Consider the following 26582-nt stretch of genomic DNA (forward strand, 5'->3'; position numbering starts at 1 on the left):
TCCTCCACATCCGGGAAAGTGAGTGACATCCATGAAAGAACAAGGCGTGAAGTGGCTGCAGCTTCGCATGCTGGGCCCGGCAATCCTATTTATATCCCTTGTCAGTCTGTATCCTTTCATCTCCGGCATTATCTATAGTCTGAAAGACGGCTCCTTGCTGAATTCCGGATCCTTCGTCGGCTTCGCGAATTTCGCGGAGATATTCCGAATGAGTGAATTTTGGAAAGCCTTCACTTTCAGCATCGGATTTACGATCTGCTCCGTTCTAGGCAGCTATGTGGTCGGACTGTTCCTCGCCGTGCTGCTCAATATGAACATTCCGGGCAGAGGCCTATTCCGTGTAGCCTTGCTCGTGCCTTGGGTCGTATCCTCCGTCGTCTCGATGGTCGGCTGGCGCTCGATGATTGGAGATCAGACCGCACTAGTCAATACTGTCATTCAAGCGTTTGGCTTCGAACCGATTCTATTCCTAAGCTCGGAAAAATGGGCCGTATTCTCCGTTATCATGGTCAAAATCTGGAGAAGCTTCCCGTTCATGATGGTCTCCCTGCTGGCAACCTTACAGACGATTAACAACGATATGTACGAAGCGGCGAGCATTGACGGGGCCGGCAAATGGCGGACTTTTGTCAGCATTACGCTGCAACAGCTCAAGACTGCAACCTTCGTAAGCTGGATTCTGATGAGCATTTGGAGCTTCAATGACTTTGACGTCCTGTGGCTGCTGACATCTGGCGGACCGCTTGATGCTACCCAAAACCTGATTATTATGAGCTATAAATATGCCTTTATCAAAAGCTCAACCGGCATCGGCTCGGCACTCGGCATTCTGAGCTTGATCGTTCTGCTGGCTCTTGCACTGATTCTAATGAGAGTCCAGAAGAAGGAGGATTAGACGATGATTAAAAAACCGCTAATTGCTCTTGTGTTCCTCTTTTTGCTGGTCATATCCATTGTCGTGAACCTGCCCGTCATCACAATGGTGCTGAATTCCTTCAAATCGAATACAGAAATTATGACCTCAACACAGGTGATGCCGCAGCATTGGACCATGGAAAATTATCTGTTTGTCAACGACAAATCTGCCTTCTGGCAGCAGTTTATCAATAGCATTATTGTAACTTCTCTAACCGTAGTGGCAACCATCCTAATCGGCGCTCTGGCTGGCTATGCGATTTCACGTTTCCGTACAAGACTGACGGGCTCCTTCTCGGTCGTTCTGCTGCTGCTGCAAATGTTTCCTTTCGTGCTGATCATGCTCCCGCTGTTCCTGGCGTTCCGATCGCTGCATCTGATCGATACGTTAACAGGAGTTATCCTGATCCAGACTTCGATTAGTCTGCCGGTGTCCGTCCTCATGTTCAGAGGATTCTTCGACTCCATCCCGGGCGAAATTGAGGAAGCGGCCTGGATGGACGGCTGTAACCGCTGGAGTACCTTCACCCGAATTGTACTCCCGATCTCAGGTCCGGGCATTGCAGCGGTATCGATCTTTACGATTCTGTTGTCCTGGAACGACTATATCATTCCGAATATCTTCATTAAGAAAGAAAGCCTGATGACCTTGCCGCTTGGACTGCAAATGTTCATGCAGCAGAACGCCACGCAGTGGGGCGGACTGACGGCTGCAGCGACACTGTCGGCTTTGCCTATACTGATCTTCCTGCTATTCGTACAAAAATATATCGCTTACGGCGCAGCCTCCGGCTCTGTCAAAGGCTAATACTTGAAAACACATAAGGAGAGAAACTCGATGAACACGAACATTATTAATGTCGGCATTATAGGACTCGGAGAAGTCGCACAAGTCATTCACCTGCCCGTACTGGACTCCTTGCCTGAGCAATACAAAATCGTCGCCCTTTGCGATATTTCACCTCAGCTGGTCGCAGCCATGGGAGAGAAGTATCGGGTAACGAATCTATATACGGAAGCCTCTGAGCTTGTTAAGCAAGCCGATATCGATGCCGTATTTGTATTGAACAGTGATGAGTATCATGCCGAATGTGTTATTGCGGCAGCCAACGAGGGCAAGCATGTGCTTGTCGAAAAGCCAATGACGCTGACGCAATCGGAGGCGGACGCTATTATTGAAGCCCGAGACCGGAACAACGTCAAAGTAATGGTCGGCTACATGAGACGCTACGCGGCAGCATTCGAAGAGGCGGTAGTGGAAATTGGCGGCTTTGACAACATCCACTATATTCGCGTACGTGACATTATTGGGCCAAACAGCTTTTTCGTTCAACAATCCAGCAACGTCTTGACCTTCCATGATATTCCCGATGAATTGAAGGAGGACAAGCGAGTCCGTGCAGAACGGCTCGTCAAAGAAGCGACGGGACTGGACGCCTCTTCCCCATACAGCTCGCTATATCGCCTACTGTGCGGCTTATCCAGCCATGACCTCTCCGCTATGAGGGAATTGATTGGTATGCCGAAACGGGTTATCGGCTCCAAGCTGTCCGAGATTCCAACCGCTTCAGGGGGCAACTTCCTGAGCTCTATTCTCGACTATGGCCATTTCGGCGTAACCTTCGAGACTGGCGTTGATGCACAGGGCCGGTTTGATGCCCATATTGAGCTGTATTCCAGCACCAAATCGGTGCGGATTCAATACAACTCGCCTTATATCCGTCATCTGCCGACCGAATTGCATATCGTCGAGACTGCAGGTGAAACCTTCAAGCAATCCGTCGTTCGTCCAACACTTACCGACCCCTATACGCGAGAGCTTCGGTACTTCTATGACGCGATTACGAAGGGTACGGAAATAAAGACAACTCCCGAGGATTATAAAAATGACCTGGCCATCTTCAAAATGATCATCGACTCTCTGATCGAACAAGAAGCAGCAGCGGCTGTATAGTTTTTTACCGAGGCAGCCTTTCTTTCCATTCTGACAGAAGGAGCGTACAACGCTATGGTACAATCAGAAATTCCTGCCGTTATGAAGGCGGCTGTCATGTTGAAACCGGGAGAAATCGTCATTCAGGAGCTTCCCGTTCCACAGCCTGGTCCCGATGAGGTGCTAGTTAAGGTAATGGCTGTCGGAATCTGCGGCTCAGACATTCACTACTACGAGCATGGCAAGATCGGTCCGTATGTTGTCGAGAATCCGATCATACTCGGACATGAATGCGCGGGTATCGTTGCTGCAACCGGAGAAAAGGTCTCCCGCTTCCGGAATGGCGACCGGGTGGCGGTGGAGCCCGGCATCGTATGCGGCCGCTGTGAATACTGTAAGCAAGGAAGATATAACCTGTGTCCGGAGGTACAATTCCTGGCTACTCCGCCCGTTGACGGTGCTTTTGTTCAGTACATCATCATGCGCGAGGACAACTTATTCCACATTCCTGACCACCTGAGCTTTGAGGAAGCGTCGTTGAACGAGCCCTTCTCCGTTGGCCTTCATGCGGCTGCACGCACGCAGCTCAAGCCAGGTTCGACAATTGCCATTATGGGCATGGGTCCTGTCGGCCTTATGGCGGTTGTCGCGGCTAAAGCCTACGGCGTAAGTCAAATCTTCGTTACGGATCTGGAGCCGATTCGTCTGGAGGCAGCACTCCGGCTCGGCGCAAACCATGCTATCAACGTACGCGACCATAATGCAATAGAGGAAATTCGCAGGGTAACAGGCGGTATTGGCGTCGACGTCGCTTGGGAAACGGCGGGCAGTCCCCACGCCTTGCAGGCAGCTCTCGGTTCGCTTCGCCGCGGCGGTAAGCTGGCTATCGTCGGACTCCCGGCCCAGGCCGAAATTCCGCTCAACATTCCTTCTATTGCTGACAATGAATTTGATCTATATGGCGTATTCCGTTACGCCAATACGTATCCAAGCGGCATAGCCGCCCTTGCTTCCGGTATTTCCGATGTCGGGTCACTCATTACCGACCGCTATCCGCTTGCCCAAACGCAAGAAGCGATGGAGAGAGCCCGGACGAACAAGGCGGGCAGCCTTAAAGTCATGGTGTATCCGAACGAATAACTGATTGGCGTTAGATATAAAAAAGGGAAGACGGGCTGGCTGCTGCCGGATGCTCCGTCTTCCCTTTTTGTATGGTTAAAGTCCGCAATTTCTGCTGCAGCCCTAAATACCCGCTGTCTACTATTTGGGAAGCATATTACAAACGTAGTCTATTGTTCTTGATCGAAATGAATAACCATTAATACAACTGAATTTACCCCGTGCCCTCAACAGGAATCCCGGCGACAGTTCCCTAAACTGGAGGTCCTACGTTCAAATCGTATCGAGCACACCATATATGTGAATGTTCAGAACCGCATTATCTTGGTTCTTTTTGTTTTAATTAGGGATAATATAGAAGTAGAAGATCGTAGACAAAAGCTCGTACAGCATATAGTTTGCGCGAAATATTGATTCATAAAATTACAATTAATTTTGATATTTATTAGAAAGTTAATTGTTTATATGAAACCGAAGAGTCTCTGAGGAATTACTCAAAAGGAATACTGAATTTCATTTAGCATTTGAATATAAAAGAAATTATATTACGATTCTCCTGAAAATAGCTACCACTTTCTATTTAAAGGAGCATCTCATTAAATTGTGCTTATGATAAACAAAAAGAGCGGCAAACCTCGCAATACATCATTGGTTTGGCTACTGTTTAGCAATTAAGTTCTTAACCATGTTTCATTCCTAAAGATAAAAGTCAAGCAGCGCTAATATCACTGCTTGACTAAGGGTAACAAGAAATATGAGACCTAGAATGAAGACACAAGAAATACTAGATATTCTACTAAACGCACATTGGGATTCCTGCTTGTGTAGTATTCCATTCCTTTGATGTATTAACTGATGTTGTCATTACCTTGATAATTCCCACGTTTCCAACTGATAACCACGAATCTACTTTAACCTTAGCTGTCAGTTCAACTTTGGCACCGGAACTAATAACTTTAGCCCCAACTTCTCTACTAGATATTGTAAAAGTAGTAAGGAGATTGTCATCGTTATCTATTACTGAAACGGTCGCATTATTTACAGAAGTAAATTTGTTCCACGAGTAATTTGCAGCTACTTCATATGATAATTCAAACGATCCACCAAGATTAGTTGTATAATATAACATTTTTAATCCAGTACAAAAATCAGACGAAGCTAGAGGAGCTATTACATTGAGGTTCTCTGTTGATGTAACTTCTTTTGGCGCTTGTTTTAATTGATTAATGACTTGTTGCAATTCCCCCACGGTAACAGTGACAGATTCATCTGAAGCATTAGCTTTTTTCAAATCTCTAGGATCTAACCCCAAATATTCCACTACCTGGTTTACATTTTCTTTAGTTACAATGGTGTCCGGTGATAGTGTTCCACTTGCGCTTACCGGTGCACTAACCGGTAAAATTAGAGCGATAGATAGACATAGAGTAGTACATAAACTAGTAATCTTTTTCAACATTATAAAACCTCCTTTTTTCACCATCTTAACACTATAACAACATATTATCCAGTATTTATATTTATTTTTTTTAATTATGAACATGTTGTGAACATTTACCTTTTTTTAGTTTACTGTCACTTGTTATTGGGTCGATATATTCTTACATCTCGATAAAAGGATAATGAACATTTCTTTATCTATATATTCTGAATTCCTTATTCGCGGATACTAACATCCCTAGGTTCAATTTGATGTTTACATTTTGATAAAAATTTCCGTAGTTCGACCAATTAACGAAAAATCTCAAATCCTCCCTATTATTCTACTTATGGCCAAGGTAACCTCTGCTTCTATATCAGGATGTTACTGTTGATTTCTTTAGTTCGACTTATAAAAATACAAATTTCAATTTCTATAGAAAAAAACTTTCTTGTAATCCTAATTTTTTTCTTGATATTGGCTTAAGAGTGGATGTTAAGTATATAATACTAAATGAAAAGGAGGCGCTGTATTTAAATGGAATCTATAGAAACAGGACTAAAACTATTTATGTTTATAATAGTTATTTCACTACTCTTTGCTCTGGTAGGTTTTCTAGTTAAAAAATATCTAAGCAACTTCTTTGATAGAATAAAAGTAAAAGTATTTGCTTTAATAAAAAAAAATAAGAATTGAACTGACTATACTATAGAGATTTCTAAAGGTATTCTTATGGATAGCATAACCAGTGCTACTACAGAAAAGATAGAATTGAATGTTATCATCTAATTGAATATATTCTGAACGGACTAACAGATTACGTTCCGCTTTCCTGTCCAACTTCTGAAAACAAAGCAAGTAAGTATCCTCATTTACTCTTTGAAGCTTAGATAAAAAACGTTACTGCTTAGATCATCGCAATGATCGCTTAATGGAAGAAGGTAATATGAGCTAACGAAGGGGGAAGGCTGCAGATGTCGGATAGTACGATGCAGTGTTGATGCTAACCTGCTTGAGCAAGCCGAATATAGTTACGAGACGCTAAACAATTAAAGGTAGTTGAACGAACGAGATGAGGAAACGTTTAAGTATTTCATGATGCCAAGTCCGCAGGATGCGGACTTGTGCAGATGACAACGGATAAACAGCGCGGGGACGCCCATCGTTTCTATGAGCGGCTTGGGTTTGTCGCGAGCCATGAGGGTATGAAGCTCAACCTATAATAAAAGCAACGCCTCTGCTTCAGATCCCATCTACAATTCTTCTAGAGCGAACAGAGACCTGCTTCATCAACTCCTCTTCATCAATCGTCGTTAGCTTCCTATTGCGCATCAGCACCCTCCCGTTGACGATTGTCGTATCTACGTCGGCACCATTTACACTGTAGGCCAGCAGAGATTCGGCATTATGAAGCGGCTGCAAATGCGGTTTGTTCATATCAATCAAGATTAGATCGGCCTTCTTCCCAACCTCAAGAGTACCTGCTTGATGAGCAATATTCAGAAGCTTGGCCCCTTCGCTTGTCGCCATGCGGAGTGCCTGGCCTGCGGGAAGCACTGTCGGATCGCCATAATCCAGCTTTTGCAGCCATGTCGCGGCCTTAATCTCCTCAAACATATCGACCGTCGTGGCGCTCCCCGACCCGTCGGTACCCAGCCCTACTGTAATCCCTTGCTTTATCATTTCAGTAACAGGTGCAATACCGCAGCCCAGCTTCAAATTGCTGACCGGGTTATGCGACACGCCACCGCGCATTCCTTTTAAATAACCAATATCCCTGCGATTCAAATGCACACTATGGGCCAACAGAACATGCGCTTTTTCAAAAAGTCCGAGATTGTACAAATACTCTGCAGGCGTCTGATTGTATTGCTCTCTAATTTTAGCAATCTCCTCTTTCGTCTCGGCCAAATGAATATGGACAGGAAGCTTCATCTCTTCAGCCATCCCAATCACTCTGGATAGCGGCTCAGGCGGGCAGGTATAAGGAGCATGCGGACCCAGCATCGTCGTGATTCTTCCTTCTGCTTTTCCATGCCAGCGATCCACAAGCTCGAGTGCCTCTGCTAATCTTTTGCCCCCATCATCCTCCAGAAACACGAGCCCTCGGGTTAAAGATGCCCGCATCCCTACTTCATCTATTGCCGTGGCAATTTCATTCATATGGATATACATATCGGCAAAAGCGGTCGTTCCCGACTTAATCATCTCGGCCATCGAAAGCTTAGCTCCCCAGTAAATATCCTCGGGCGTCATTCTAGCCTCTGCGGGCAGCATCTTCCGTTCGAGCCAATCCATTAGTTTAAGATCATCCGAGAAGCCCTTCAATAAGCTCATTGGCGTATGCTGATGCGCATTAATAAGCCCCGGCATAGCAACAAACCTGCCCCCGCCTTCAATAACCTCATCCGCTTCCTCCACAATTTCCGGACTCAGCTTCGTGATCGTATCGCCTTCAATTAGAATATCTCCCCGTACAGGACAATCATCGCCCTCTGCCATGGTCAGAATGAAGACGTCATTAATTCGTATTCTCATCATATACCTCCTAAGATGTTGGATAATCGGAGGATAAACGATGACGTTGCGGCAAAGTCAATACGATCATGTGTTGCTGCATCTGCAAGAGTTAGGTTAAAATAAGGATATTCTGCCTATATATCTATATTTTTCTTCTATTAATCAATGATTTACTACATTCAGGAGGAACCGCAGCATGAAAGACTCACAACAACTATCATTTGATATCCGTCTCACCCGGAAAGATATTCAACATCTCAATCTGCAGCATCAGAAGAAATTATTAGTCATTAGTGTCTTTGTCTATTGGTTACTATTTGCGGTCATGTTCATGGCAAAAAACAGGCCCTTGGATGGGCTTGCCGTATCGATTGCTATACTAGGCGGAGCAGCTGTAGGCGTACTTGTCAGCGGCCTGATGTATCTGTTCGTCACTTTCCGCTCCAATCGGATGTATCAGTCGGATGCGCTTCTTCAACATAATCATTCCTACACTTTCTCTAATACGGGTATATCCACAGCATCTAATTCCGGAGCCTATCATATTAATTGGAAGGAAATTTTTAAAGTTACGGAATCTAAATTTCTAATTTGTATCTATGTGGGAAGCAATCGCGCACTCCTATTGCCGAAAACCACGATTACGAACCAGTTGCCGCAAGGTGTAGCCGCTTTGAAGCTTATCCTTAACGCAAATGTAGCCAAGGACAAATTAAAGCTTCGCAAGGCGTCTTGAAAAAAATCAGTAACCGCCATCCTGTCAGTCGGAAGCTTCCAAATACCGCGAGGAGGGATTATGTGATGCCACAGACTGCCACCACCCCATCAGAGAACCCGCTTCATTTCAAAACCTTAAAGAAAGAATGCCGCTACAAGGACCAATATGCGAAAAGCCTTGCCCAGTGGGAGGTTCCGCACTCCACCATCTATGTGCCAACTAGCTTTGGCGATACCCATGTCATCGTCTGCGGTCCCGAGGATGGAGAACCGCTGGTACTGCTGCACGCGATGGGATTTAGTTCAACAGTCTGGCAGCCTAACATCACGACGCTGGCCAAACAACATCGCGTCTATGCCCTTGATTTTATCGGCGATCTGAATAACAGCCGGCCGAGCAATCTGCCTGCCAGTCTGAAGCAATGCGCGCAATGGCTGGAGGAGACGCTTGCAGCGCTGCATGTGGATAGCTTCACGCTCGGCGGTATTTCCTACGGGGCGTTCCAGGCCATCAATTTCGCAAGCCATGCGCCGCAGCGCGTGAAGAAGCTATTTCTGTTAAGTCCAGCAGCCTCCTTCGTCCCGCTGCATAAGGTTTTTATTTACCGCATCATTCTAATGGCAGCCTTGCCGGTGAAATGGAATGTAAACCTGTTCCTCAGATGGCTGTCCCGCCATCGTCTGAATAAGCTGCTGGCTGAGCAATTCTATGCCGCTTTCAAGTATGGAACGTTGTCCTTGCAAGTTGCACCCCGTGTATATAGCGATGAAGAGCTTCACCGGCTGACGATGCCTGTCCTGCTTCTGCTTGGCGATCAGGAAGTGATCAGTGATGCTTCCTCAGCGTTCGAACGAGCCAGAAACCTAGGACTCAACCTGCAGGCCGAAATGGTCTCTGGCGCCGGACATATGATGAATTTGGAGAAACCGGATGAAGTGAATTCGAAGCTAGATCTGTTCTTGAGAGGAGAAGATCAGACCTAATGACCCTTGATAAAACAAGAAGCACTATTATTACAATCTGCGGCTCGGCTTCCGCTGTCGGCAAAAGCACACTCGTCACCCGGTTAGGCGAGCTCATACCGGATTCGGTGACTTTTTTCTTCGATGCTTATCAAGAAACAACCGTGTATCCTCCCAATCTCTATCAAGACTTGGCGGATGGTAGAGAAGTCGATGTCCAGCTTATCGAAAGCCCTATCTTCTTCCGCGACTTACACGCGTTAGCCCACGGAGCCGAAGTTACCGATGCTTGGAACCGCAAGCTGCAGCCTGCCAAATATATTATTCTCGAAGAACCGTTTGGGAAAAACCGGCTAGGCATGGCGGATCTGACCGATTTCGTCGGATGCATCGAGCTTCCCTTAGACACTGCTCTAGCCCGCAGGCTGCTGCGGAATTTGCGCCATGATTTCACTCATCTCCCATTAGAGGAGCGCGTTCAATATGTAGAAGACTTTCTGGAGGAATATCTTCGCGGCGGACGCATCTCCTATCTGAAAATGTTTGAAGCCGTGTCACCGGACTGCGATATTTTGCTGGACGGGCTCCAATCGGCGGATGAGATGGCGAAGCAGGTCATCGACAAGCTCATTGCGCTGAATCTGCTCGAACCCGCCGCATCTCAACAAGCCCAGCTCTAGCCGAACATATTCATGCAAAAAAAGGCTGTCCAGCGCACACCGCGTGCTTTGGACAGCCTTTCTTCTCCTCAGTACTAATCGAGTATAACGTCGCTCGTCAGGGACGTTTTTTCTTGCGGGCCGGAAGGTCCGCCTGCCAGCAACGGCTGGCCGAACAGCGAGCCTTGCGACGGGTTGCCGAATCGGTAGATTGCACCGCTATTCGGATTCGTATAGTCCTTGTTCAGCCAAGTCGGCCATGGGTTGCCTAAGCCAACTCCCGTTGACTGCAGCGGGAAATATTCGAATGCCTGCACGCGGTTCCACGTATCCCAAGCCGTTCCTTGATTCGTAACGTCCGTTAACTGCGCAACGACGATGTTTTGATACACATGACTGCCTTGATCCTTCCACATGCCATGCGAGCCAAATGCGGAATAGGCAACGGGATGCGTCCCGCTGATTTTATCCACTTCATTCCAATTGTAAGTCGTTCCGAAGGAGTGTGCACCGTAATACACTTGAACCGGCTTCAGGTATTTCGTACCTTCATGCTCGAATTTGGCCAAACGGACGGTTACGCGCTCGAAGTCGCCAACATGGTTGCCGAACTCCTGACCAACAACGGTTTTACCAAGATCATAAGCGCTGAACTGGAAGTAAACCAAGTCAACGTTGCCATATTCCTTCTCTACCCAGAATGAATAGATTGGTGCATTCGCCAGATCGCCTTGGAAGTAAGGCAGCTTCTTGTCGTACGGATTCAACTCGGTTTTCGTCTTCAACTCGTATTTGCCGGAGCTTGGGTTCAAGTACCGGTCGACATAGGGGAATGTGTATTCCACCGAGGACGGGAAGTACACTTCGCCTTGTGCAAACCAGATTCTAGGCGCAAAAGTTTGCAGCAGCTCACGCTTTGAGCTCTCCGAGTAAGCATTGCCCGGTACGGCAACGGCAGTAGCGTCAAGCGGCGAGATCGCCTCCACCTTCAAGCTGGATACGACATCATTGAAGCCATCGAGGTAAATCGCGTCCGATGTATAGACTTTCGAGTCGCCGGAGAAATTCGAATTTTTATACAGCGTTACTTTATAACCCGGAGCAACCCGCATAGCGGAGATCTGATCGTTGCCGACAACATTGAGCGCCTCTACGTTGTAGCTGCCAACATCAAACTCCTGCTCCAACCCGCCGTAAGGCGCATTTGCATATACAGTAACCGGCTTATGCGGTCCGCCGATGACTTCTACTTTCAAGCTGGATACTTCATCATTGAAATCGTCAAGCCATTCGGTGTCGGCAGTGATGACCTTGGAACCGCCGGAGAAGTTATAATCCTTGTACAGCGTTACCCGGTACCCTGGCGAAACCCGAACAGAGGAAATCTGGTCATTGCCGACAACGGCTTTAAGCTCATTGACATTGTAGAAGCCAGCGGTCAGCTCCTGGGAAACACCCGAAAAATTGCCGTCGCGATAGATCGTAACCGGCCCTGCTGCGCTAACCTTCGCTGTACTGCCGGCAGCAGCCAATGAGGTGACAAAGAGAACTGCCGCCATTACGCTAGCCCATCTTTTCGTCATACCCGATTTCAACTTCATTATTTCATCCACTCCCTCTCCTGTTTTAACCGATAATGAATGCAAGCTGCTGTTTCTAAGCGTTTTACCGTTCACCCGGCATCAGAAGTTATAGGACTCGTGGTGTATTCGCACTCCGGGAGCTGTATAGCTCTTATTCTTGGCCCTAGCCCTTGTCGATTCCTTTGAGCATCAACTCCTCTCCATAATGACAAGCCGCCATCCGTCCTGGTAAAACCTCGCGAAGCTCCGGCACCTTCGTCTCGCACAAGGAAGTGCGGAACCGGCAGCGCGGATGGAAGTGACAGCCGGTTGGCGGGTCCGCCGGATTCGGCACCTCACCCTCCAGTAGAATGCGCTCGCGTTTGCCGTCAGGGTCCGGCACAGGTGCCGCCGACAGCAGCGACTCCGTATACGGATGTAGCGGCCGCGCAAACAATTCTTTCTTGGGCGACAACTCGACGATCCGTCCCAAGTACATAACCGCAACCCGGTCCGATACATGCTCGACAACTGATAGGTCATGGGAAATGAAGATGTAGGTCATCTTCAGCTGCTCCTGCAAATCCTTCAGCAAATTAATAATTTGCGCCTGAATAGATACGTCCAGCGCCGATACCGCTTCGTCACATACGACGAGCTGCGGTTCCGTTACCAGCGCACGGGCGATACCGATACGCTGCCGTTGTCCACCGGAGAAAGCATGCGGATAACGGCGCAAATATTGCGGGTTGAGCCCCGTTTTCTGCGCGATGGCGGTTACCCGCTCCTCCAGCTCTTGTTTGCTCAGCTTGAAATTCGCTTTCAACGGCTCGCTAATAATATCGAATACCGTCATTCTCGGGTTCAGCGAGGAATACGGATCTTGGAAAATCAGCTGGATATCCTTGCGCAGCCGTTTGAAGTCACGCTTCTCCGCACGGAGAAAATCGACCGTTCCGCCATCGGCAGGCGTATACAGCACTCTGCCTGAGCTTGCCTCAAGCCCTCGTACGATACATCGGCCCAGCGTGGTTTTGCCGCAGCCCGATTCGCCTACAATGCTGAACACCTCGCCACGCTGTACTTCAAACGATACTCCGCCAACAGCTTGTACAGGAGAATCTTTACGCTCGCCCGGATACAGCTTCGTCAGCTCTTCTACTTTCAGCAGCGGTTCAGCCATGCGTCTTCCCCTCCTTCGCATCCCTATTTCCGTTGCCGCTATGTCCGGTCTTGACCGCATTCGAACCTTCATCGTTGTAAAGGAAACAACGTACGCGGTGAGCTGGACCGATCTGCGTCTCTGGAACGTCCATGGCGTTGCACACTCCTTCAATCCGATCCGTGCAGCGTTCATAAAAGCCGCACATCGGCGGCCGGTTAAGCGGCAGCGGCACGGTCCCTTCAATGGAAGCCAGACGCCCAGTCTCACTGCCGATTCTTGGAATAGACTTCATGAGACCCTTCGTATAGGGATGCTTCGGATTGCTGAACAATTCCCTTACCGGAGCCGTCTCCACGATTCGTCCCAAATACATGACCGCCACATCGTCAGCGGTTTCTGCAACGACGCCAAGGTCATGCGTGATGAATAACGTCGCCATGCCCAGCTCTCGCTGCAGCTTTCTCATCAAATCCAGCACCTGCGCCTGAATCGTTACGTCCAGCGCGGTCGTTGGCTCGTCCGCAATCAGCAGCGTCGGATTGCAGGACAACGCCATCGCGATCATAACCCGCTGCCGCATCCCGCCGGAGAACTCATGCGGATATTGATCCAGCCGCTGCTCGGCATTGCCGATGCCGACGCGCTTCATCATATCCAGCGCAATCCGCCGTGCTTCCTTCCGATTGCGCGTCCGGTGCAGCAGGACGTTCTCCATAATCTGATCGCCAACCGTATGGAGAGGCGACAAAGCCGTCATCGGCTCCTGAAAGATCATCGATACAGAGCCGCCGCGCACCGCTCTCATCTCTTTGCTGTCCGGCTTCAGCTTCACCAGATCAAGCCGTTCTTTGCCTTTCGTATCCGCAGTCGACAGCAAGATTTCGCCGGTTACCTCGGCATGCTTCGGTTGAAGCGCCAGCAGCGCTTTGCCCGTTACGCTCTTGCCGCAACCCGATTCGCCAACCAATGCCAGCGTCCGGCCGGCACCGATCTTCATATCAATGCCGTCTACTGCCTGCACGACGCCAGCTTGCGTCCGAAAACCGACACGCAGGGCGTTTACTTCAACGACCGGCGCAGCCGCTGCTGCTAGACCTCTAGCTGTTTTTTCTTCGACCTTAAGCTCACCCACTTGCGCTTCCCCTTTCTTTTCGCCGATTTAGCCCCATTGCCATGACTGTAAGGGTCCGCTGCGTCGCGAAGACCGTCCCCGAGGAAATTGAATGCCAGCACCGTTGTAATAACGAATAGAAGCGGAATGAGCTTCCACGGATACAGCGCCACGTTCTCAATCTGCTGCGCTTCCTGCATGAGCACTCCCCAGCTTGTAGCCGGTGAACGAATACCGAGGCCAAGGAAGCTCATCGCCGTCTCGCCGATAATCATACCCGGAATCGCCAGCGTTGCTGCTACGACCAGATAACTGATAAAGCCTGGTACGAGATGGGCGAAAATAATGCGTAAATCGCTTACGCCTGCAATCTTCGCCGCTGTTACATAATCCTCAGAACGCAAGGAAATAAATTTGCTTCGTACGACACGGGCAAGCCCGGTCCACTCTATGAATGCCATAATAATCGTAATGTAGAAGAACATTTCCACGACTCCGACACGCGGAGGAATAGCCGCCGCCAGTGCCATCCAAAGCGGCAGCGTCGGGAAAGAGCGGACAATATCGATGAACCGCTGAATAATCGCATCCACCCGTCCGCCGGCGTAGCCGGAAATACCGCCGATAAGCAGCCCCAGCAAGAAGCTGATCGATACGCCGACAAGCGGCAGCGTCAACGATACCTGACTGCCAAGCACGACGCGGGAGAACATATCCCTGCCCATGCTATCCGTGCCGAATAGAAAAATCCGGCCCGGCTCGTCTACGCCAAACAGATGAATATCCGTCTTGAAGAGGCCTAGAAAGGAATAGTCTGATCCATGAACGAACAGCTTCACCGGGAAGACCTGCTCGGGGTCCTCGACAAAGCGTTTCCGCAGTGTCTCGGGATCACGCTCCGACTTCAGTCCATATACGAACGGCTGAATATGAAACTTTCCATTAGCATCAACCATACGCACCTTGGTTGGCGCGCTGTTCATATACTCGCCGCTATAGCTTTCAAGGCCTTGCGGTGCAATAAACCCGCCCAGCAGAGCGACGAGATAAAAAAATCCAAGAATATAAAGACTAATTCGAGCCAGCTTATGCCGTTTCAGCTCCCGGTACATGAGCTTCCAGTGGGACGTTGCATAATCCTGTCCTGCACCCTTCTTAGCGCGCCGCTGGACGAACCGCTGCATAAGCGCTTTCGCTTGTGTGACCATAAACCGCTAAGTCCCCTTCCGTGTCATGCGAATCCGCGGATCCAGCCATGCCAGCAAAATATCGGAAATCAAGGTGCCGAGCAGCGTAAACACAGCCATCAGCAGCAGCCAGCTTCCGGCCAGGTACATATCCTGGCTAAGCAGCGCCTTGTGCATAACCGGACCCTGTGTCGGCAGATTGAGGACAATCGCCGTAATAGTGGAGCCCGTAAATATCGTCGTAAGCGACCAGCCGATCGTACTAACAATCGGGTTAATTGCCGCTCTAGCTGAATACTTGAGCAAGATGCGCCATTCCGGCAGTCCTTTAGCCCGGGCCGTCAAGATATGCGGCTTCGTCATCTCATCGAGCATTTGACCGCGCATGACGCGAATCAATTCGCATGTATTGGAGGTTCCGATTACGATAACCGGAATGATCATATGCTTAAACAAGTCCATCCACTTAGCTAAGTTCCAAGGCGCATCGGTAAACTCGGCCGAGAATAAGCCAAGCATCGGATCGCCCCACCACTGGAAGGAGATGAACATGAGAATAATCGCCAGCAGGAAGTTAGGCGTTGCCATACCGAGAAATCCGAACCCGGTAGCCAGATAGTCAAAGAATGAATATTGCTTGACTGCACTCAAAATACCGATCGGAATCGCCACCACGTAAGTGAAGACCATTGAGACCAGCGAGACAATGATCGTAATGCCCATGTACTGCCCGATAATATCCGATACTGGACGGTTGTAGCTAAGCGAGTAGCCAAAGTCGCCCTCCGTAAGAATACCGATCATCCATGTAAAATACTGCACGTACCACGGCTTGTCCAAGCCGTATGATTCACGAAGCAGCGCCATCGCCTGCTCGTCCATAATTTCACCGCTCGTCGCCATCTTGGCGGCATACCCGCTGACGAAGTCTCCAGGCGGCAATTGAATAATAATAAATACAATCATCGATACGAATAAGGTGACCGGAACCATGATCAACGTTCTTCGCAGCATATATCGAAGCATAAGCAGATAACTCCTCCCGGCTATAAACAAGCGGAAACCGCCGCCGCATTTGTGGAGCGCGGCGGCGATCCTACCGGCCTGAGGACGAAATCCACAGGCCGGCCGCTTATCAAATCAATTATTTTTTAATGAAAAACTGAGCCGGGTGCGCATGACCGATATAACGAGTTTCATCGCTGGCGATGAGCGAAGGCACGTTTCTTACATCGTTTCTGGCAACCACGAGTCCTGGTGTTGGAGCCGTATAGCCGATTACCCATTGGTTTTTCTGGTGGAGCTTAATAATGTCGTCTGTCCACTTCTGTACTTCTTCTTTCGTCTTGGACGCCTTCAATTTATCCCAATCTTCAAGAATTTTCGCAACGTCGCCTTCAGGCTTCACGCCTTCTTTGCCTTGCGAAGAAGTGTACAGGCCATAGTGACCGAACCACGGCGTAATTACGCGGAGCGGAACCAGCTCGTCCGGACGGAATGCAACGTTCAGAACGCTGACCGTTTTCACCGTAACCGGAATTTTATTCGCATATTTCAGGTCGAAGAAGCTGCCTTGGTCGACGATTTTCACATCAGTTTTCAGACCAACGCCTTCGTAATACTTGCGGATCAGTTCGATGAACTTCTCATTGTCGGATGGATCTTCGCGGTAGATCGTCAGCGTCAGGTCAGAGCCGTCAGCAAACGTCCGGTATTTATGAGCCGCATCCCATTTCAAGCCGATTTCATCAAGCAGCTTGGCAGCGCCGTCTGTATCATAAGCAGCCCATTGATTCGACCAGCCCTCTTGATAGTTCGGCAATCCTTTTTGAATCGACGCTTGGCTTGCTTCGCCGAGACCGTTCGTGATAATTTCCGAAATTTCTTTGCGGTCCGCTGCAAGCGACAACGCTTCACGGAAGCGGATGTCTTGGAACAGCGCACGAAGCTTCGGATCCTCTGTCGTCTGGTTCAATTGCACGCCTGTGCTCGACCAGTTTGGCGTCGACCAAGGAATAACGCGGTAGTTGCCTTTCGCTTCGTTTTCTTTCAGTACGGTGTAATCCGTAAAGTCGAACGAACCGACTTCTACATGCCCAGCCATCGTCTCAAGCAGCTTGTGACTCTTGTCTTGCATTTTCGTCAATACGATACGATCCATGTAAGGCAGCTGTTGGCCTTCGGAATCGGTTTTGAAGTAGTAAGGATTCCGTTCCATGATGAAACGGTCGCTGTTCATATCGTTTTTGGCAACCCAAGCGCGCAAAGTCGGACGCTGCGGGTACAGCCAGTAGTAGTAACCAGTCCAGATCCCGAAGTTTTTCAGATCTTCGAAGCCGTACTCTTTTGCTTTCGCAAGAGCTGCTTCTTCGCCGATAAACTCAGGAAGAATCGTTTTGTAGTAATGAGCCGGTGCGAAGAACCATTTGTTGTCGATGGCAAGACGCTCCAGGAACAAAACGCTCGGATGCTTGAACGTAACTTTAACCGTGTAATCATCCACTTTGACGATTTCGGCGCGGGCTTTCTCACCTGTTACCGGGTCTACGGAGTAGTAGCAGTCATACAGCGCTTTACCGAATGTCTCCGGAATCAGCATGTGCTCCCAGTAGAAGATGACGTCGTCAGCCGTAAATGGAACACCGTCGGACCATTTCATGCCTTGACGAAGATAGATTTTGTATTCTGTCGCATCAGCGTTGACATCATATCCTTTAGCTACGTTAGGCTCTACGCTTGTACCGTCTTCCTTGAAACGGAACATCGCTTCTTCTGTTGCCATGGAGATTCCCCATTTGTCGTCTGGACCATTCCATGGGAAATTCCACTCGCCGCCGTATTGGCCGATTTCTTCGAAGACAGGCTCAATCATAATGTCTTCTTTGACTGGCATACGCTCTTCAACCGGCTTCAAGGTTCCCGCTTTAACCAGCTCGGCCAACATTGGCGCCTCTGGAGCGATTTCCGCCTTAACGGTTGCCGCAGGCGATGGCGATTGCTCGGTGTTGGCACCTTTATTGCCCTTGTTCCCATTGCTTCCGGTATTGTTGCTCGTGCAGGCTGCCAACAAGGATGCTGCCATTAAAACAACCATGAAGCATAAGACCCATTTCTTTGCCATTCGAAACTTCTCTCCCCACATCAATTTGATACTTCCTGTTCAACCAGACACTCCCAGTCGACAGCTAATATGGTATTTTATACCACTGGTATATTCAATGGTCTATGAATTGAAGAATATGTAAATACAAAAAAGGAGCTTGCATTTCCCGCCGATATTGGCAGAAATACAAGCTCTTTGTTATGAAACAGATATGATCGTCAGCGCCCCAGCGTCAAGTCCTGAACCGATTCCCGTTCGACAATATCAATCGGAATTTGCTCGGATATCGGCTGCGCGGTGCCGTAATGAATTCGCTTCAGCAGCAGCCGGACGGCGCGCATGCCAAGCTGGTCTGTCGGCTGCCGGGCTGTCGTAAGCGGGACAGACAGCAGTGCGGACAAGGCTAAGTCGGTAAAGCCGACGACCGATAGATCCTTCGGTACGGCTATGCCATCCAGCAGTGCAGTATGGATAAGGGAAGCGGCAAAATAATCATTCGCACACACTACTGCTGTAATCTCGGGATTGAGCTTCAAATAGGCAGCATGCTGCTCGTTACGCTCGAGAAACCGCATCTCATGCTCGCGGTTGAAGTCCAGCATAATGTACGACTGGTTCACGGATAAACCGTTATACAGCATTGCTTGGATATACCCGTGATAGCGTTCCTCACGGCTCGTAATGCCGTCGATTGGGCTCGAAATATAGCCGATATTCCGATGCCCCTTGTTCAGTAAATACTCGACGAGGTTATACGTCCCTGTGTAATGATCGTGATAGACGCTGTCGATCTGGATATCACGAAAAATCCGGTCAATAATAACGATCGGATACGCTTGCAGCTTTAACCGCAGCACTTGATCACTGCAGGTCTTCGGATCACGAGGGTAGAAAATAATGCCTTCGACACCGCTCTTGGCAAGCTCCGCCAGACATTCATCCTCCCGCGCCCCTGCGACGACAAGCTGCAGTCCTTTGCCGCTCGCTCGAGCTTCCGCTTCGACCGACACAACGATCTGGGACACGTAATCGTCCAAGTTCGGCACCACAATTGCAATCATATCTGCACGAGCAGATGCTGTCTGCTTGGCGGCGGATCCAACATTAGGTTCAGCCGCTGCAACGGGCTTAGTTGCCTCTTCAAGCGGAAGGCTCTCATCCTGATATGGAGATAGGAAGGTTCCTCTGCGCGGCATCCGATAAACGATGCCTTCACTTGCAAGCCGCTCCAGTGCTAGCTTCGTCGTCATCTTACTGACGCCGAACAGCTTTGCCAGCTCGCCTTCGGAGGGAACTGGCTCATGGGGACGCAATCCCAGCTCCTCGATCAATGCTTTCACATTTTCGGCAATTCTGACATTCAGCGGCTTGTTTCCTGCACTCGGACTCTGCTGCTTTTCGACCATCGCTATAGCCCATCCCTCGCTAGTATGATATCTTGCAATCGTTTCATACAGCGCCATTATATCACTGGTATATGCTTTCGCATTTTAAGTTAATGTTAATTTGCCGCCTGATATACAGAAAAGGACCGGGCAGCCTACGCCCGATCCTTCGTCTATCCTTCTTCATTCACTCCGTAAAATTTCCAATAAAGCTTCATACGCCTTCAACTCCGTGTGCAACGTGTCCAGCGTATGTGTAGCGATAAACCGGCCATAACGCTGCGGCTTATTGACGATGCCGTCCGGAATTTTCGTGGTCAGCTTGTCTTCCACCATAGCGATTCGCTTCTGCAGCTTTTCAATCGCTTCCTCTACCAGGAAAGCGAGCCGGCTTTTATCCACCAAGTCGATAAACGCGATGGAAGCATAAAGCGACAGCACCGTTTTCGCATTTTTAAAGCTTGCGTAAATTTCTTCTTCCAGCGCTTTTTTACCCGATTCCGTAATGCGATACGTCGTTTTCTCGGGACGATTATCCGTCTGGACGACTTGTACCTTCTCAATATGGCCTTTTTTCGTCAAAACTTCGAAATTATAATACAAATTGCCGTCTGTAATATTTACCACATTATCTGTGTTATCCAGAATCATTTTCTTCACGTCGTAGGGATGATGCTCCGCTCTGTTTAACACGCCGAGAATGAAAATTTGCAGGGACATTCTGAAATCCTCCTTGGTATAAAGAAAGAACCGGCCGTTTCCTTGGACGGTCCTCTCTATAGTTTACATCATAAGAGGCTGCTGAATCGAATCTTTGCTATCGCTGACCTTTTTAAATTGATGGATGACACTGTTAATTGCAAGGGCACCCAATCCAATAACCGCCATCATCACGATCGACTTCCAGGTGCCGCTGCCGCCAAACAGCAGGTTGTAGTCGGTTTGCGTGCTGTAATACATGACGGAAAAGGTGCTGAAAAACTTAAAAAATCCAGGCATCATTTCCTGAGTCATAACGGAGCCGCCGCTGATGGTCTGAATGAGCATGAGTGGCAGGTTGAGCATCATACCAGCTTGACCGAGCAGCATGCAGAATACTGAAGTAACTTCCATCGCGACGAACATTTCCAGCGCATGCGTAAGCCACATTTGCACAAAGACATCTGCCCCGTAGCCTTGAACGCTGAAATAAATCGATAAGCCGATTAATGGCGCAATTAACGAAATGAGTGCATTCACACCCTGCATCCCTAGGAAAGCTCTCCATTTCCCGAACTTCGACCTTACCTGTCCTAAAGTGCTAACTGCCATCATGGAGTAAATCATCGCCCCAACGTAGGAGACCATGGTCACGAACATAGGCGCCATCTGATTGTGCATTCCCGCCGGCTGCGGATTGGACAAAATCATATTGGATTTAAATTTATTCGCAGCTTGATCTGCTAGCTGCGCCGCTTGGTCCTCAGGCAGCTTCAAGCCCTGCAACACGCCCTTAATGTTCTCTACCGTTAGTTGCTGGCTTAACTTGTCCGTAATTTGCGAAGCCACGCTTTGCATCGTCCCGCTTACCAGCTGTGGATTCGACTGATTAATGAGGAAATCCAATTGGACTTGCTCACCTTGTTGCGTTAGTTTTTGTGTAAAATCATTCGGAATATGCACGACGAGATGAACATCGCGTCCATTCAGCTCCTCTTTGGCTTCCTCGTAAGAAAGATCTGTTTTGAGATGGAAAGGAAGCTGTTCTTGGATTTGCTTGGCGATCTCTGATCCATATTGCGTATCCTCATTAACGATCGCGACCGTTAGATCGGTTGCGTTCTTGGGAACAGCGCTATAGCCGGCAATGAATATCCCCACAAATATAATCTGGTAAAACACAAGCATAAACGCTCCTCCCAGCAGCGTTTTGCTCTTTAAAAAAGCCAGCATCGTTCTCATCCTGCTCCTCCTCCATAATACTCTGTATCTATTACTCTGTATAAAGTAATTTGATGAGATTATTCTAGTCCTAAATAGCAGCGCTTGTCAAATGGTTATCGATCCCTATGGCAAAATAAAATTGACGATGATAATCGTTATCAATATAATGGGAATAACAACTATAAACATCACTGCATTTGTGCAGTTGATATAGGAAGAGGGATCGGGACATGAACGAAGCATTGGAATTGTACGATGTGACCATAATCGGCGGAGGGCCTGCCGGCATGTACACCGCCTTTTACAGCGGCATGAGGGATTTGAAGACGAAGCTGATCGAAGCAAGAGAAGAGCTTGGCGGCAGAGTGCTTATCTATCCGGAGAAGATGATTTGGGACGTGGGCGGTCTTACGCCTACACTGGGGGAGAAGCTGATTGAGCAGCTCATTCAGCAGGCCAAAACCTTCGATCCCACTATTATCCTAGGTCAGCATATTACGAATTTCGAGCGCCAAGCTGACGATACGATCATTCTGACGGCAGCGAGCGGAGAGCGCCACTGGACGAAAACCGTCGTCCTAGCTATTGGCTACGGCATTCTTCAATTAGCTAAGCTGGATATTGAAGGCGCGGACCGCTTTGAAGTCAGCAATTTGCACTATACGGTTCAAGAACTGGAGGTTTTCCGGGGCAAACGGGTGCTTATCTCCGGGGGCGGCGACTCCGCTGTGGACTGGGCCAATGCTTTGGTACCGATTGCGTCCAGCTTGACCGTCGTTCACCGCCGCGATCAGTTTGGCGGACATGAACGAAATGTCTCACAGATGAAGTCTTCTTCTGCAACGATTCTTACACCTTACGCCGTCGATTCTCTTCACAGCAAGAATGGAGCGGAAATTGATGAGGTAACGATCAGCAATGTCGATACGGGCGAACAACAGCGTATTGAGGTCGATGCGGTCATCGTCAACCACGGCCTGCGATATAATTTTGGGCCGATCAAGGAATGGGGACTGGATATGGGCGATTGGAACGCCAATGTATCCAGCAAGATGGAGACGAATATTCCCGGTATATTTGCCGCAGGCGATTTCGTCAAACATGATAGCAAAGTTCATCTGATCGCCGGTACGTTCACTGATGCCGTCAATGCCCTCAATAGCGCCAAAGTATATATTGATCCGGCCGCCGATAAATATGCTTATGTATCCTCCCACAATTCGAGGTTCAAAGAAAAGAACCGGCAGCTTGGCGTCCTTGTGGATGAGGATGATCATTAAGATTTATGATGGAAGAAGCTGCACAACACTGCAGTTTCTTTTTTTATTGCGGGTCCTGCTACTCCTGCCATTCCACCAGCCGGGGAGAAGGATCAAGAATGGACATATACTGCTCCTTCCATCCATACTTGGCTTCAGGATCAAGCCGCATATAACGGTTCAGCTTTTCTTGCCGGTGCCTGGCATCCGCCCAGCCGAAATGCTTCAGACGCAGCCCAGAGAGCCGGTTCGGCAGCTCGAAAATATTTTCCGGGAATCGGCCGCAGTGTTGCGGAGTCTCTTTCCATCTGTACTGGAATCCCGGCTCGTACCGCAGCAGGAAAGGGCGAAAACGATGATGGGCGTTCCAGTATTGGTCGTCCCGGTAAGCCGTTGGCGACCAAAAATCATAGAGCCGAAAACTGTAGGTCTTGGTATCCGGTTGAGACAACAGCAACCCAAGCTCGTGTTCGAACCGGTCTTCAAACCATTCATCCGCATCCAAATTGAGTATCCACTCTGGCTCCACAGCGAGCGTCTCTTCCCATTGCTGCTTGCGAAGCGTGATTTCATTGCTAAATTTCGATGTTTCATTGCAGATTAACCGAACCGGAATACCTTGAAGCATTTCTTGAATGACTTCGATCGTACCGTCGGTGCTGCCGTCATCGATAATGACTGCATCCTGAATATAGCGGCGATGCCTCCCCAATGCTTCCCTCAAGTAACGATCAGCTTCGTTGCGAACGACCATCGATAATGTAAGCCGCGGGCTTGTTGAAGACGAAGAGGGGGTAGCAGGCTCTATAATCGTAATCGTCGATGTCAGGGATGACTCTGGAGCATGATCCTTCTGAAGAAACCGCTCAGCTCCCGGCAGATCTTCATCCCGATAAATATGGTAAGCGGGGTAATGCGTGTCCACGAACAAAGAAAAGCCTAATGCAGCTGCTCGAATGCAAAAATGGCGATCCTCGCCCCAAAACGAAACGTTGCGGATAGGACCAAAGTGTACACCCTTCTCCAATGCCGTGCGGCTTATTAATGTACAGGCGCCAAGTCCGCCAACCTCATAGATGCCGGGCGTCTGCATACGGCTTAGAAACTGCTCCAGACGTTCCCCTATCTGATCGTTGCTCAACTGCTCCCCTCGTTGCTGCTCCCACTGCTTATATTCATCCCGAAGCCACACTTGCGGCTGAGGTCTCGAATCCTGCTGCCATCTCGTCCAGAAGATTTCGGATATAATCTCTTTCTCCGCGGACATGAGCTGGAGCAAGGTTTGCTCTTCCAGCAGAAGGTCGGAATCGATTAAGAACAGGTAATCGAATCGCTCTGCCAGGGCGTAGGCGATCATTTCATTTTTGAAATCGGCTACTTTCCACACAAGATGCTCATTCCAGCAATGCGTTACTCCTGACCGGTTATATAGATCTGTTTTGCCCGAGCTTCGTATCGTAACGATCCCGCTTCCCTGTTGTTCGGAAAATCGCTGCAGCAGTTCACTGCTTGCCTCTTCCTGGTTATCATCTACAAAATAATAATGGAGGTCGATTCCCTCTGTCCGCAAACGGTTCAACGAGGTGAGAAACAGGGATAGTACATTAGCTTGCTGATACACGGGACAGCCGACGAGCACCCGTCTGTTCGCACGGTCAGCCAAGCAGCACGCCCCCTTCCCCTTTGCGGCTTATACGATTCTGTAAATATTCCCGATTAGAGATAATGCGCGGGTCTTCAGGACGATAGCGAGCCGCCAGCTCGTTATGATGGTTAGCTTCATCGTATTTGCCCAGGCGGTCATAACAAACGCAAAGCTGCAAATGCGGCAGCCATGTTGTGCATGTCATACTGGCGAAGCCCCAGTCCTGCTCGGGCTTGTCTGCCTCTGCAGCCAAACGGTACCAGTAAGCTGCCGTCTTTGGTTCATTTTGCTGAAGGAAATAAAAACCTAACCGGCAGCAAAATTCCGGGCGCGGATGGTCATAATAAAAGGAACGCAATAGCGAATCGACCATCAACCGAGACTCTTCAAGCTCCGAGTAACAATCGGCCAACTTGGCGCAAGCGGCAACATTGTCCTCAATCCAGCCTTTCCCGGTACCCAAAAATTGCTCATAGTAACGGATAGCAGCTTCATATCTGCCATGATCCTTCAGTTCATTGGCGTAGTAATACAGGTCGCGGGGGGAGAAACGTTCCCCTCTGGCTAGTCTTTTCTCATAAATAGAAAGGTTGCGATTGCTGTCCGAATCCTGCTCATCCGGTTGATGAGTTACGGCAATATCCGAAGGCATGATGTTTCCGAAAACCTCGAGATACTCATGAACGGCACCAATCCAGCGATAATTCCGCTCTCTTTTGACCAGTCGATTTCGCCTTAGTCTGGAGGTTACTTTCCCGTATTCGTCGAAAGCAAGATCATAGTACATCGATACGGAATCGACGTTGGAAGCGAGCGTTCTTTTCAAAGCCAGCAAGGCACGCAAGTCAAGCGGGGTCAATATATCATCGGCATCAAGCCACAATATATAGTCCATCGTTGCATGGGAAAATGCATAATTACGTGCCGCCGCAAAATCGTCAATCCATTCAAATGATTCGATCCGATTCGTGTAAGATCTCGCGATCTCTATCGTCCGGTCCGTCGATCCTGTATCGATGATAATAATCTCATCGACGGCCTGGGCGACGGATGAGAGGCAGCGGCCTAAGCTTTTTTCTTCGTTACGGACAATCATGCACAGGCTAATACTCGGCATTATCATCACTCTCCTGGAGTCATAACGTTGCTTCATCCTATTCCTGTGCTATTGTCCATGTTCGGCTCTTATTCATTAACTTAACTCAATAATCGTAAGCGCTGCGCCGGCACCGTTATTGATTAAAGTCGCTGCGCCCAGCAGCCCGAATAGCTGAAGCGACACGGTAGAGTTTGCAGGCAGTGTAACAATAACATCATTGTTAAAGCTGGAGAGGCTTAACACCGGCGCTATGGTCGATGCCAGATTTGCTGCGCCATTGATTATAAGACGTGAGCCGAGCAGCAGACCAGCAGTCAAATTGACTTGATAGGTGATGTAGTAGCGACCGGCTGGCGCTACAGTAAACGTGTTGTTAGCCCCGTTTATGGTGATGCCTGGTCCTATATTTTGCGAGCTGGGCAACGGCACCAGCGTTCCTACCAGGACAACGGCAATGATGGCCCCTGTTGTATTTGCTGCAAAGGCCGACACGCTTGTTGTACTCGTACCAGTCGCACCTGTTTCACCCGTGGCACCTGTCGCTCCTGTGGCTCCTGTGGTTCCAGTTACTCCCGTTACTCCTGTTGCTCCTGTGGCTCCTGTTGGTCCGGTTACTCCGGTGACTCCTGTTCCACCTGTGGCTCCGGTGGCTCCCGTCGCTCCTGTTCCACCTGTGGCTCCCGTTGCTCCTGTTGCTCCCGTTGCCCCTGTCACTCCTGTTGCACCTGTTAGTCCTGTCGCTCCCGTTGCTCCTGTGACTCCTGTCGCACCTGTTGCTCCCGTGGCTCCTGTGGCTCCTGTTGCTCCTGTGGCTCCTGTGGCTCCTGTGGCTCCTGTTGGTCCGGTTACTCCGGTGACTCCTGTTCCACCTGTGGCTCCGGTGGCTCCCGTCGCTCC

General features: G+C 49.1%; 23 protein-coding genes and 1 pseudogene. 10 read left to right on the forward strand and 14 right to left on the reverse strand.

Going from position 1 to position 26582, the window contains the following annotated elements; all coding sequences use genetic code 11:
• Positions 1-31: 31 nt before the first annotated feature.
• Genes IEX98_RS25870 through IEX98_RS25885 form a run of 4 tightly spaced genes read left to right on the forward strand, consistent with a single transcriptional unit; the run spans position 32 to position 3988 of the window.
• Positions 32-895, forward strand: coding sequence for a carbohydrate ABC transporter permease (locus IEX98_RS25870; protein ID WP_188892581.1), 864 nt, complete (start codon positions 32-34; stop codon positions 893-895).
• Positions 896-898: 3 nt separating this feature from the next.
• Positions 899-1723 (forward strand): carbohydrate ABC transporter permease, encoded by an 825-nt coding sequence (locus tag IEX98_RS25875; RefSeq protein ID WP_188892582.1) that lies wholly within the window; start codon positions 899-901, stop codon positions 1721-1723.
• Positions 1724-1753: 30 nt separating this feature from the next.
• A complete protein-coding gene (locus IEX98_RS25880; protein WP_188892583.1) occupies positions 1754-2869 on the forward strand; it encodes a Gfo/Idh/MocA family protein in 1116 nt (371 codons plus the stop codon).
• 54 nt (positions 2870-2923) lie between these two features.
• A complete protein-coding gene (locus IEX98_RS25885) occupies positions 2924-3988 on the forward strand; it encodes an NAD(P)-dependent alcohol dehydrogenase (protein WP_188892584.1) in 1065 nt (354 codons plus the stop codon).
• Positions 3989-4763: 775 nt separating this feature from the next.
• On the opposite strand, the gene IEX98_RS25890 is transcribed toward IEX98_RS25885, so the two are convergent.
• The gene (locus tag IEX98_RS25890; RefSeq protein WP_188892585.1) at positions 4764-5426 is read right to left on the reverse strand and encodes a hypothetical protein; all 663 of its coding nucleotides are present in this window, start codon (positions 5424-5426) and stop codon (positions 4764-4766) included.
• A gap of 498 nt (positions 5427-5924) precedes the next feature.
• Between IEX98_RS25890 and IEX98_RS25895 the strand changes: the two genes are divergently transcribed.
• Positions 5925-6083 carry a hypothetical protein gene (locus IEX98_RS25895; protein WP_188892586.1) on the forward strand — a complete coding sequence of 53 codons (159 nt, stop codon included), beginning with the start codon at positions 5925-5927 and terminating at the stop codon, positions 6081-6083.
• Between the two features lie 404 nt (positions 6084-6487).
• Positions 6488-6610 (forward strand): annotated as a pseudogene (locus IEX98_RS29320) (GNAT family N-acetyltransferase); the annotation flags it as partial.
• Positions 6611-6629: 19 nt separating this feature from the next.
• Here IEX98_RS29320 and IEX98_RS25900 read toward each other — a convergent pair.
• Positions 6630-7928, reverse strand: a complete 1299-nt coding sequence (locus IEX98_RS25900; RefSeq protein ID WP_188892587.1) for an amidohydrolase — start codon at positions 7926-7928, stop codon at positions 6630-6632.
• Between the two features lie 175 nt (positions 7929-8103).
• Between IEX98_RS25900 and IEX98_RS25905 the strand changes: the two genes are divergently transcribed.
• The 3 genes from IEX98_RS25905 (at position 8104) to IEX98_RS25915 (ending at position 10267) form a co-directional block, all read left to right on the forward strand.
• Positions 8104-8643: a YcxB family protein gene (locus IEX98_RS25905; RefSeq protein ID WP_188892588.1), complete on the forward strand. Its 540-nt coding sequence runs from the start codon at positions 8104-8106 to the stop codon at positions 8641-8643.
• Between the two features lie 65 nt (positions 8644-8708).
• Entirely contained in the window at positions 8709-9608 is a 900-nt protein-coding gene (locus IEX98_RS25910; protein ID WP_188892589.1) for an alpha/beta fold hydrolase, read from the forward strand.
• The gene (locus tag IEX98_RS25915) at positions 9608-10267 is read left to right on the forward strand and encodes a hypothetical protein (RefSeq protein ID WP_188892590.1); all 660 of its coding nucleotides are present in this window, start codon (positions 9608-9610) and stop codon (positions 10265-10267) included. Before IEX98_RS25910 ends, IEX98_RS25915 begins: the two co-directional genes overlap by 1 nt.
• 74 nt (positions 10268-10341) lie before the next feature.
• On the opposite strand, the gene IEX98_RS25920 is transcribed toward IEX98_RS25915, so the two are convergent.
• The 9 genes from IEX98_RS25920 to IEX98_RS25960 all read right to left on the reverse strand — a co-directional run bounded on the left by IEX98_RS25920 (position 10342) and on the right by IEX98_RS25960 (position 21700).
• A complete protein-coding gene (locus IEX98_RS25920; protein ID WP_188892591.1) occupies positions 10342-11847 on the reverse strand; it encodes a Vps62-related protein in 1506 nt (501 codons plus the stop codon).
• A 145-nt stretch (positions 11848-11992) separates the two neighbouring features.
• Positions 11993-12991, reverse strand: coding sequence for an ABC transporter ATP-binding protein (locus IEX98_RS25925; RefSeq protein WP_188892592.1), 999 nt, complete (start codon positions 12989-12991; stop codon positions 11993-11995).
• Positions 12984-14105 (reverse strand): ABC transporter ATP-binding protein, encoded by a 1122-nt coding sequence (locus tag IEX98_RS25930; protein WP_308421832.1) that lies wholly within the window; start codon positions 14103-14105, stop codon positions 12984-12986. Before IEX98_RS25930 ends, IEX98_RS25925 begins: the two co-directional genes overlap by 8 nt.
• Positions 14063-15292: an ABC transporter permease gene (locus tag IEX98_RS25935; RefSeq protein ID WP_188892593.1), complete on the reverse strand. Its 1230-nt coding sequence runs from the start codon at positions 15290-15292 to the stop codon at positions 14063-14065. Before IEX98_RS25935 ends, IEX98_RS25930 begins: the two co-directional genes overlap by 43 nt.
• Before the next feature lie 6 nt (positions 15293-15298).
• Positions 15299-16297 carry an ABC transporter permease gene (locus tag IEX98_RS25940; RefSeq protein ID WP_188892594.1) on the reverse strand — a complete coding sequence of 333 codons (999 nt, stop codon included), beginning with the start codon at positions 16295-16297 and terminating at the stop codon, positions 15299-15301.
• A 118-nt stretch (positions 16298-16415) separates the two neighbouring features.
• A complete protein-coding gene (locus IEX98_RS25945) occupies positions 16416-18392 on the reverse strand; it encodes an ABC transporter substrate-binding protein (RefSeq protein WP_188892595.1) in 1977 nt (658 codons plus the stop codon).
• Between the two features lie 200 nt (positions 18393-18592).
• The gene (locus IEX98_RS25950; RefSeq protein ID WP_188892596.1) at positions 18593-19780 is read right to left on the reverse strand and encodes a GntR family transcriptional regulator; all 1188 of its coding nucleotides are present in this window, start codon (positions 19778-19780) and stop codon (positions 18593-18595) included.
• 162 nt (positions 19781-19942) lie between these two features.
• Positions 19943-20479 carry a PadR family transcriptional regulator gene (locus IEX98_RS25955; RefSeq protein ID WP_188892597.1) on the reverse strand — a complete coding sequence of 179 codons (537 nt, stop codon included), beginning with the start codon at positions 20477-20479 and terminating at the stop codon, positions 19943-19945.
• 63 nt (positions 20480-20542) lie between these two features.
• Positions 20543-21700 carry a YhgE/Pip domain-containing protein gene (locus tag IEX98_RS25960; protein ID WP_229692398.1) on the reverse strand — a complete coding sequence of 386 codons (1158 nt, stop codon included), beginning with the start codon at positions 21698-21700 and terminating at the stop codon, positions 20543-20545.
• Between the two features lie 212 nt (positions 21701-21912).
• Between IEX98_RS25960 and IEX98_RS25965 the strand changes: the two genes are divergently transcribed.
• Positions 21913-22962, forward strand: a complete 1050-nt coding sequence (locus IEX98_RS25965) for an NAD(P)/FAD-dependent oxidoreductase (protein ID WP_188892598.1) — start codon at positions 21913-21915, stop codon at positions 22960-22962.
• 58 nt (positions 22963-23020) lie between these two features.
• Here IEX98_RS25965 and IEX98_RS25970 read toward each other — a convergent pair whose 3' ends face one another.
• The 3 genes from IEX98_RS25970 to IEX98_RS25980 form a co-directional block, all read right to left on the reverse strand.
• The gene (locus IEX98_RS25970) at positions 23021-24604 is read right to left on the reverse strand and encodes a glycosyltransferase family 2 protein (protein ID WP_188892599.1); all 1584 of its coding nucleotides are present in this window, start codon (positions 24602-24604) and stop codon (positions 23021-23023) included.
• On the reverse strand, positions 24597-25703 hold the full coding sequence (locus IEX98_RS25975) for a tetratricopeptide repeat-containing glycosyltransferase family 2 protein (protein WP_188892600.1): 1107 nt from the start codon (positions 25701-25703) through the stop codon (positions 24597-24599). Before IEX98_RS25975 ends, IEX98_RS25970 begins: the two co-directional genes overlap by 8 nt.
• A gap of 75 nt (positions 25704-25778) precedes the next feature.
• Positions 25779-26582, reverse strand: an 804-nt coding sequence (locus tag IEX98_RS25980; RefSeq protein WP_188892601.1) for a BclA C-terminal domain-containing protein, incomplete at its 5' end; no start/stop codon positions are given.

Source organism: Paenibacillus radicis (ex Gao et al. 2016) (assembly GCF_014641555.1).
Classification (GTDB): Bacteria; Bacillota; Bacilli; order Paenibacillales; family Paenibacillaceae; genus Pristimantibacillus; species Pristimantibacillus radicis.

Coding starts and splice junctions, on each gene's coding strand:
- IEX98_RS25875 (WP_188892582.1), top strand. CDS start 899: ATGATTAAAAAACCGCTAATTGCTCTTGTGTTCCTCTTTTTGCTGGTC.
- IEX98_RS25935 (WP_188892593.1), bottom strand. CDS start 15,292: ATGGTCACACAAGCGAAAGCGCTTATGCAGCGGTTCGTCCAGCGGCGC.
- IEX98_RS25920 (WP_188892591.1), bottom strand. CDS start 11,847: ATGAAGTTGAAATCGGGTATGACGAAAAGATGGGCTAGCGTAATGGCG.
- IEX98_RS25955 (WP_188892597.1), bottom strand. CDS start 20,479: ATGTCCCTGCAAATTTTCATTCTCGGCGTGTTAAACAGAGCGGAGCAT.
- IEX98_RS25940 (WP_188892594.1), bottom strand. CDS start 16,297: ATGCTTCGATATATGCTGCGAAGAACGTTGATCATGGTTCCGGTCACC.
- IEX98_RS25890 (WP_188892585.1), bottom strand. CDS start 5,426: ATGTTGAAAAAGATTACTAGTTTATGTACTACTCTATGTCTATCTATC.
- IEX98_RS25965 (WP_188892598.1), top strand. CDS start 21,913: ATGAACGAAGCATTGGAATTGTACGATGTGACCATAATCGGCGGAGGG.
- IEX98_RS25900 (WP_188892587.1), bottom strand. CDS start 7,928: ATGATGAGAATACGAATTAATGACGTCTTCATTCTGACCATGGCAGAG.
- IEX98_RS25910 (WP_188892589.1), top strand. CDS start 8,709: ATGCCACAGACTGCCACCACCCCATCAGAGAACCCGCTTCATTTCAAA.
- IEX98_RS25960 (WP_229692398.1), bottom strand. CDS start 21,700: ATGAGAACGATGCTGGCTTTTTTAAAGAGCAAAACGCTGCTGGGAGGA.
- IEX98_RS25905 (WP_188892588.1), top strand. CDS start 8,104: ATGAAAGACTCACAACAACTATCATTTGATATCCGTCTCACCCGGAAA.
- IEX98_RS25895 (WP_188892586.1), top strand. CDS start 5,925: ATGGAATCTATAGAAACAGGACTAAAACTATTTATGTTTATAATAGTT.
- IEX98_RS25885 (WP_188892584.1), top strand. CDS start 2,924: ATGGTACAATCAGAAATTCCTGCCGTTATGAAGGCGGCTGTCATGTTG.
- IEX98_RS25880 (WP_188892583.1), top strand. CDS start 1,754: ATGAACACGAACATTATTAATGTCGGCATTATAGGACTCGGAGAAGTC.
- IEX98_RS25975 (WP_188892600.1), bottom strand. CDS start 25,703: ATGCCGAGTATTAGCCTGTGCATGATTGTCCGTAACGAAGAAAAAAGC.
- IEX98_RS25925 (WP_188892592.1), bottom strand. CDS start 12,991: ATGGCTGAACCGCTGCTGAAAGTAGAAGAGCTGACGAAGCTGTATCCG.
- IEX98_RS25870 (WP_188892581.1), top strand. CDS start 32: ATGAAAGAACAAGGCGTGAAGTGGCTGCAGCTTCGCATGCTGGGCCCG.
- IEX98_RS25915 (WP_188892590.1), top strand. CDS start 9,608: ATGACCCTTGATAAAACAAGAAGCACTATTATTACAATCTGCGGCTCG.
- IEX98_RS25945 (WP_188892595.1), bottom strand. CDS start 18,392: ATGGCAAAGAAATGGGTCTTATGCTTCATGGTTGTTTTAATGGCAGCA.
- IEX98_RS25950 (WP_188892596.1), bottom strand. CDS start 19,780: ATGGTCGAAAAGCAGCAGAGTCCGAGTGCAGGAAACAAGCCGCTGAAT.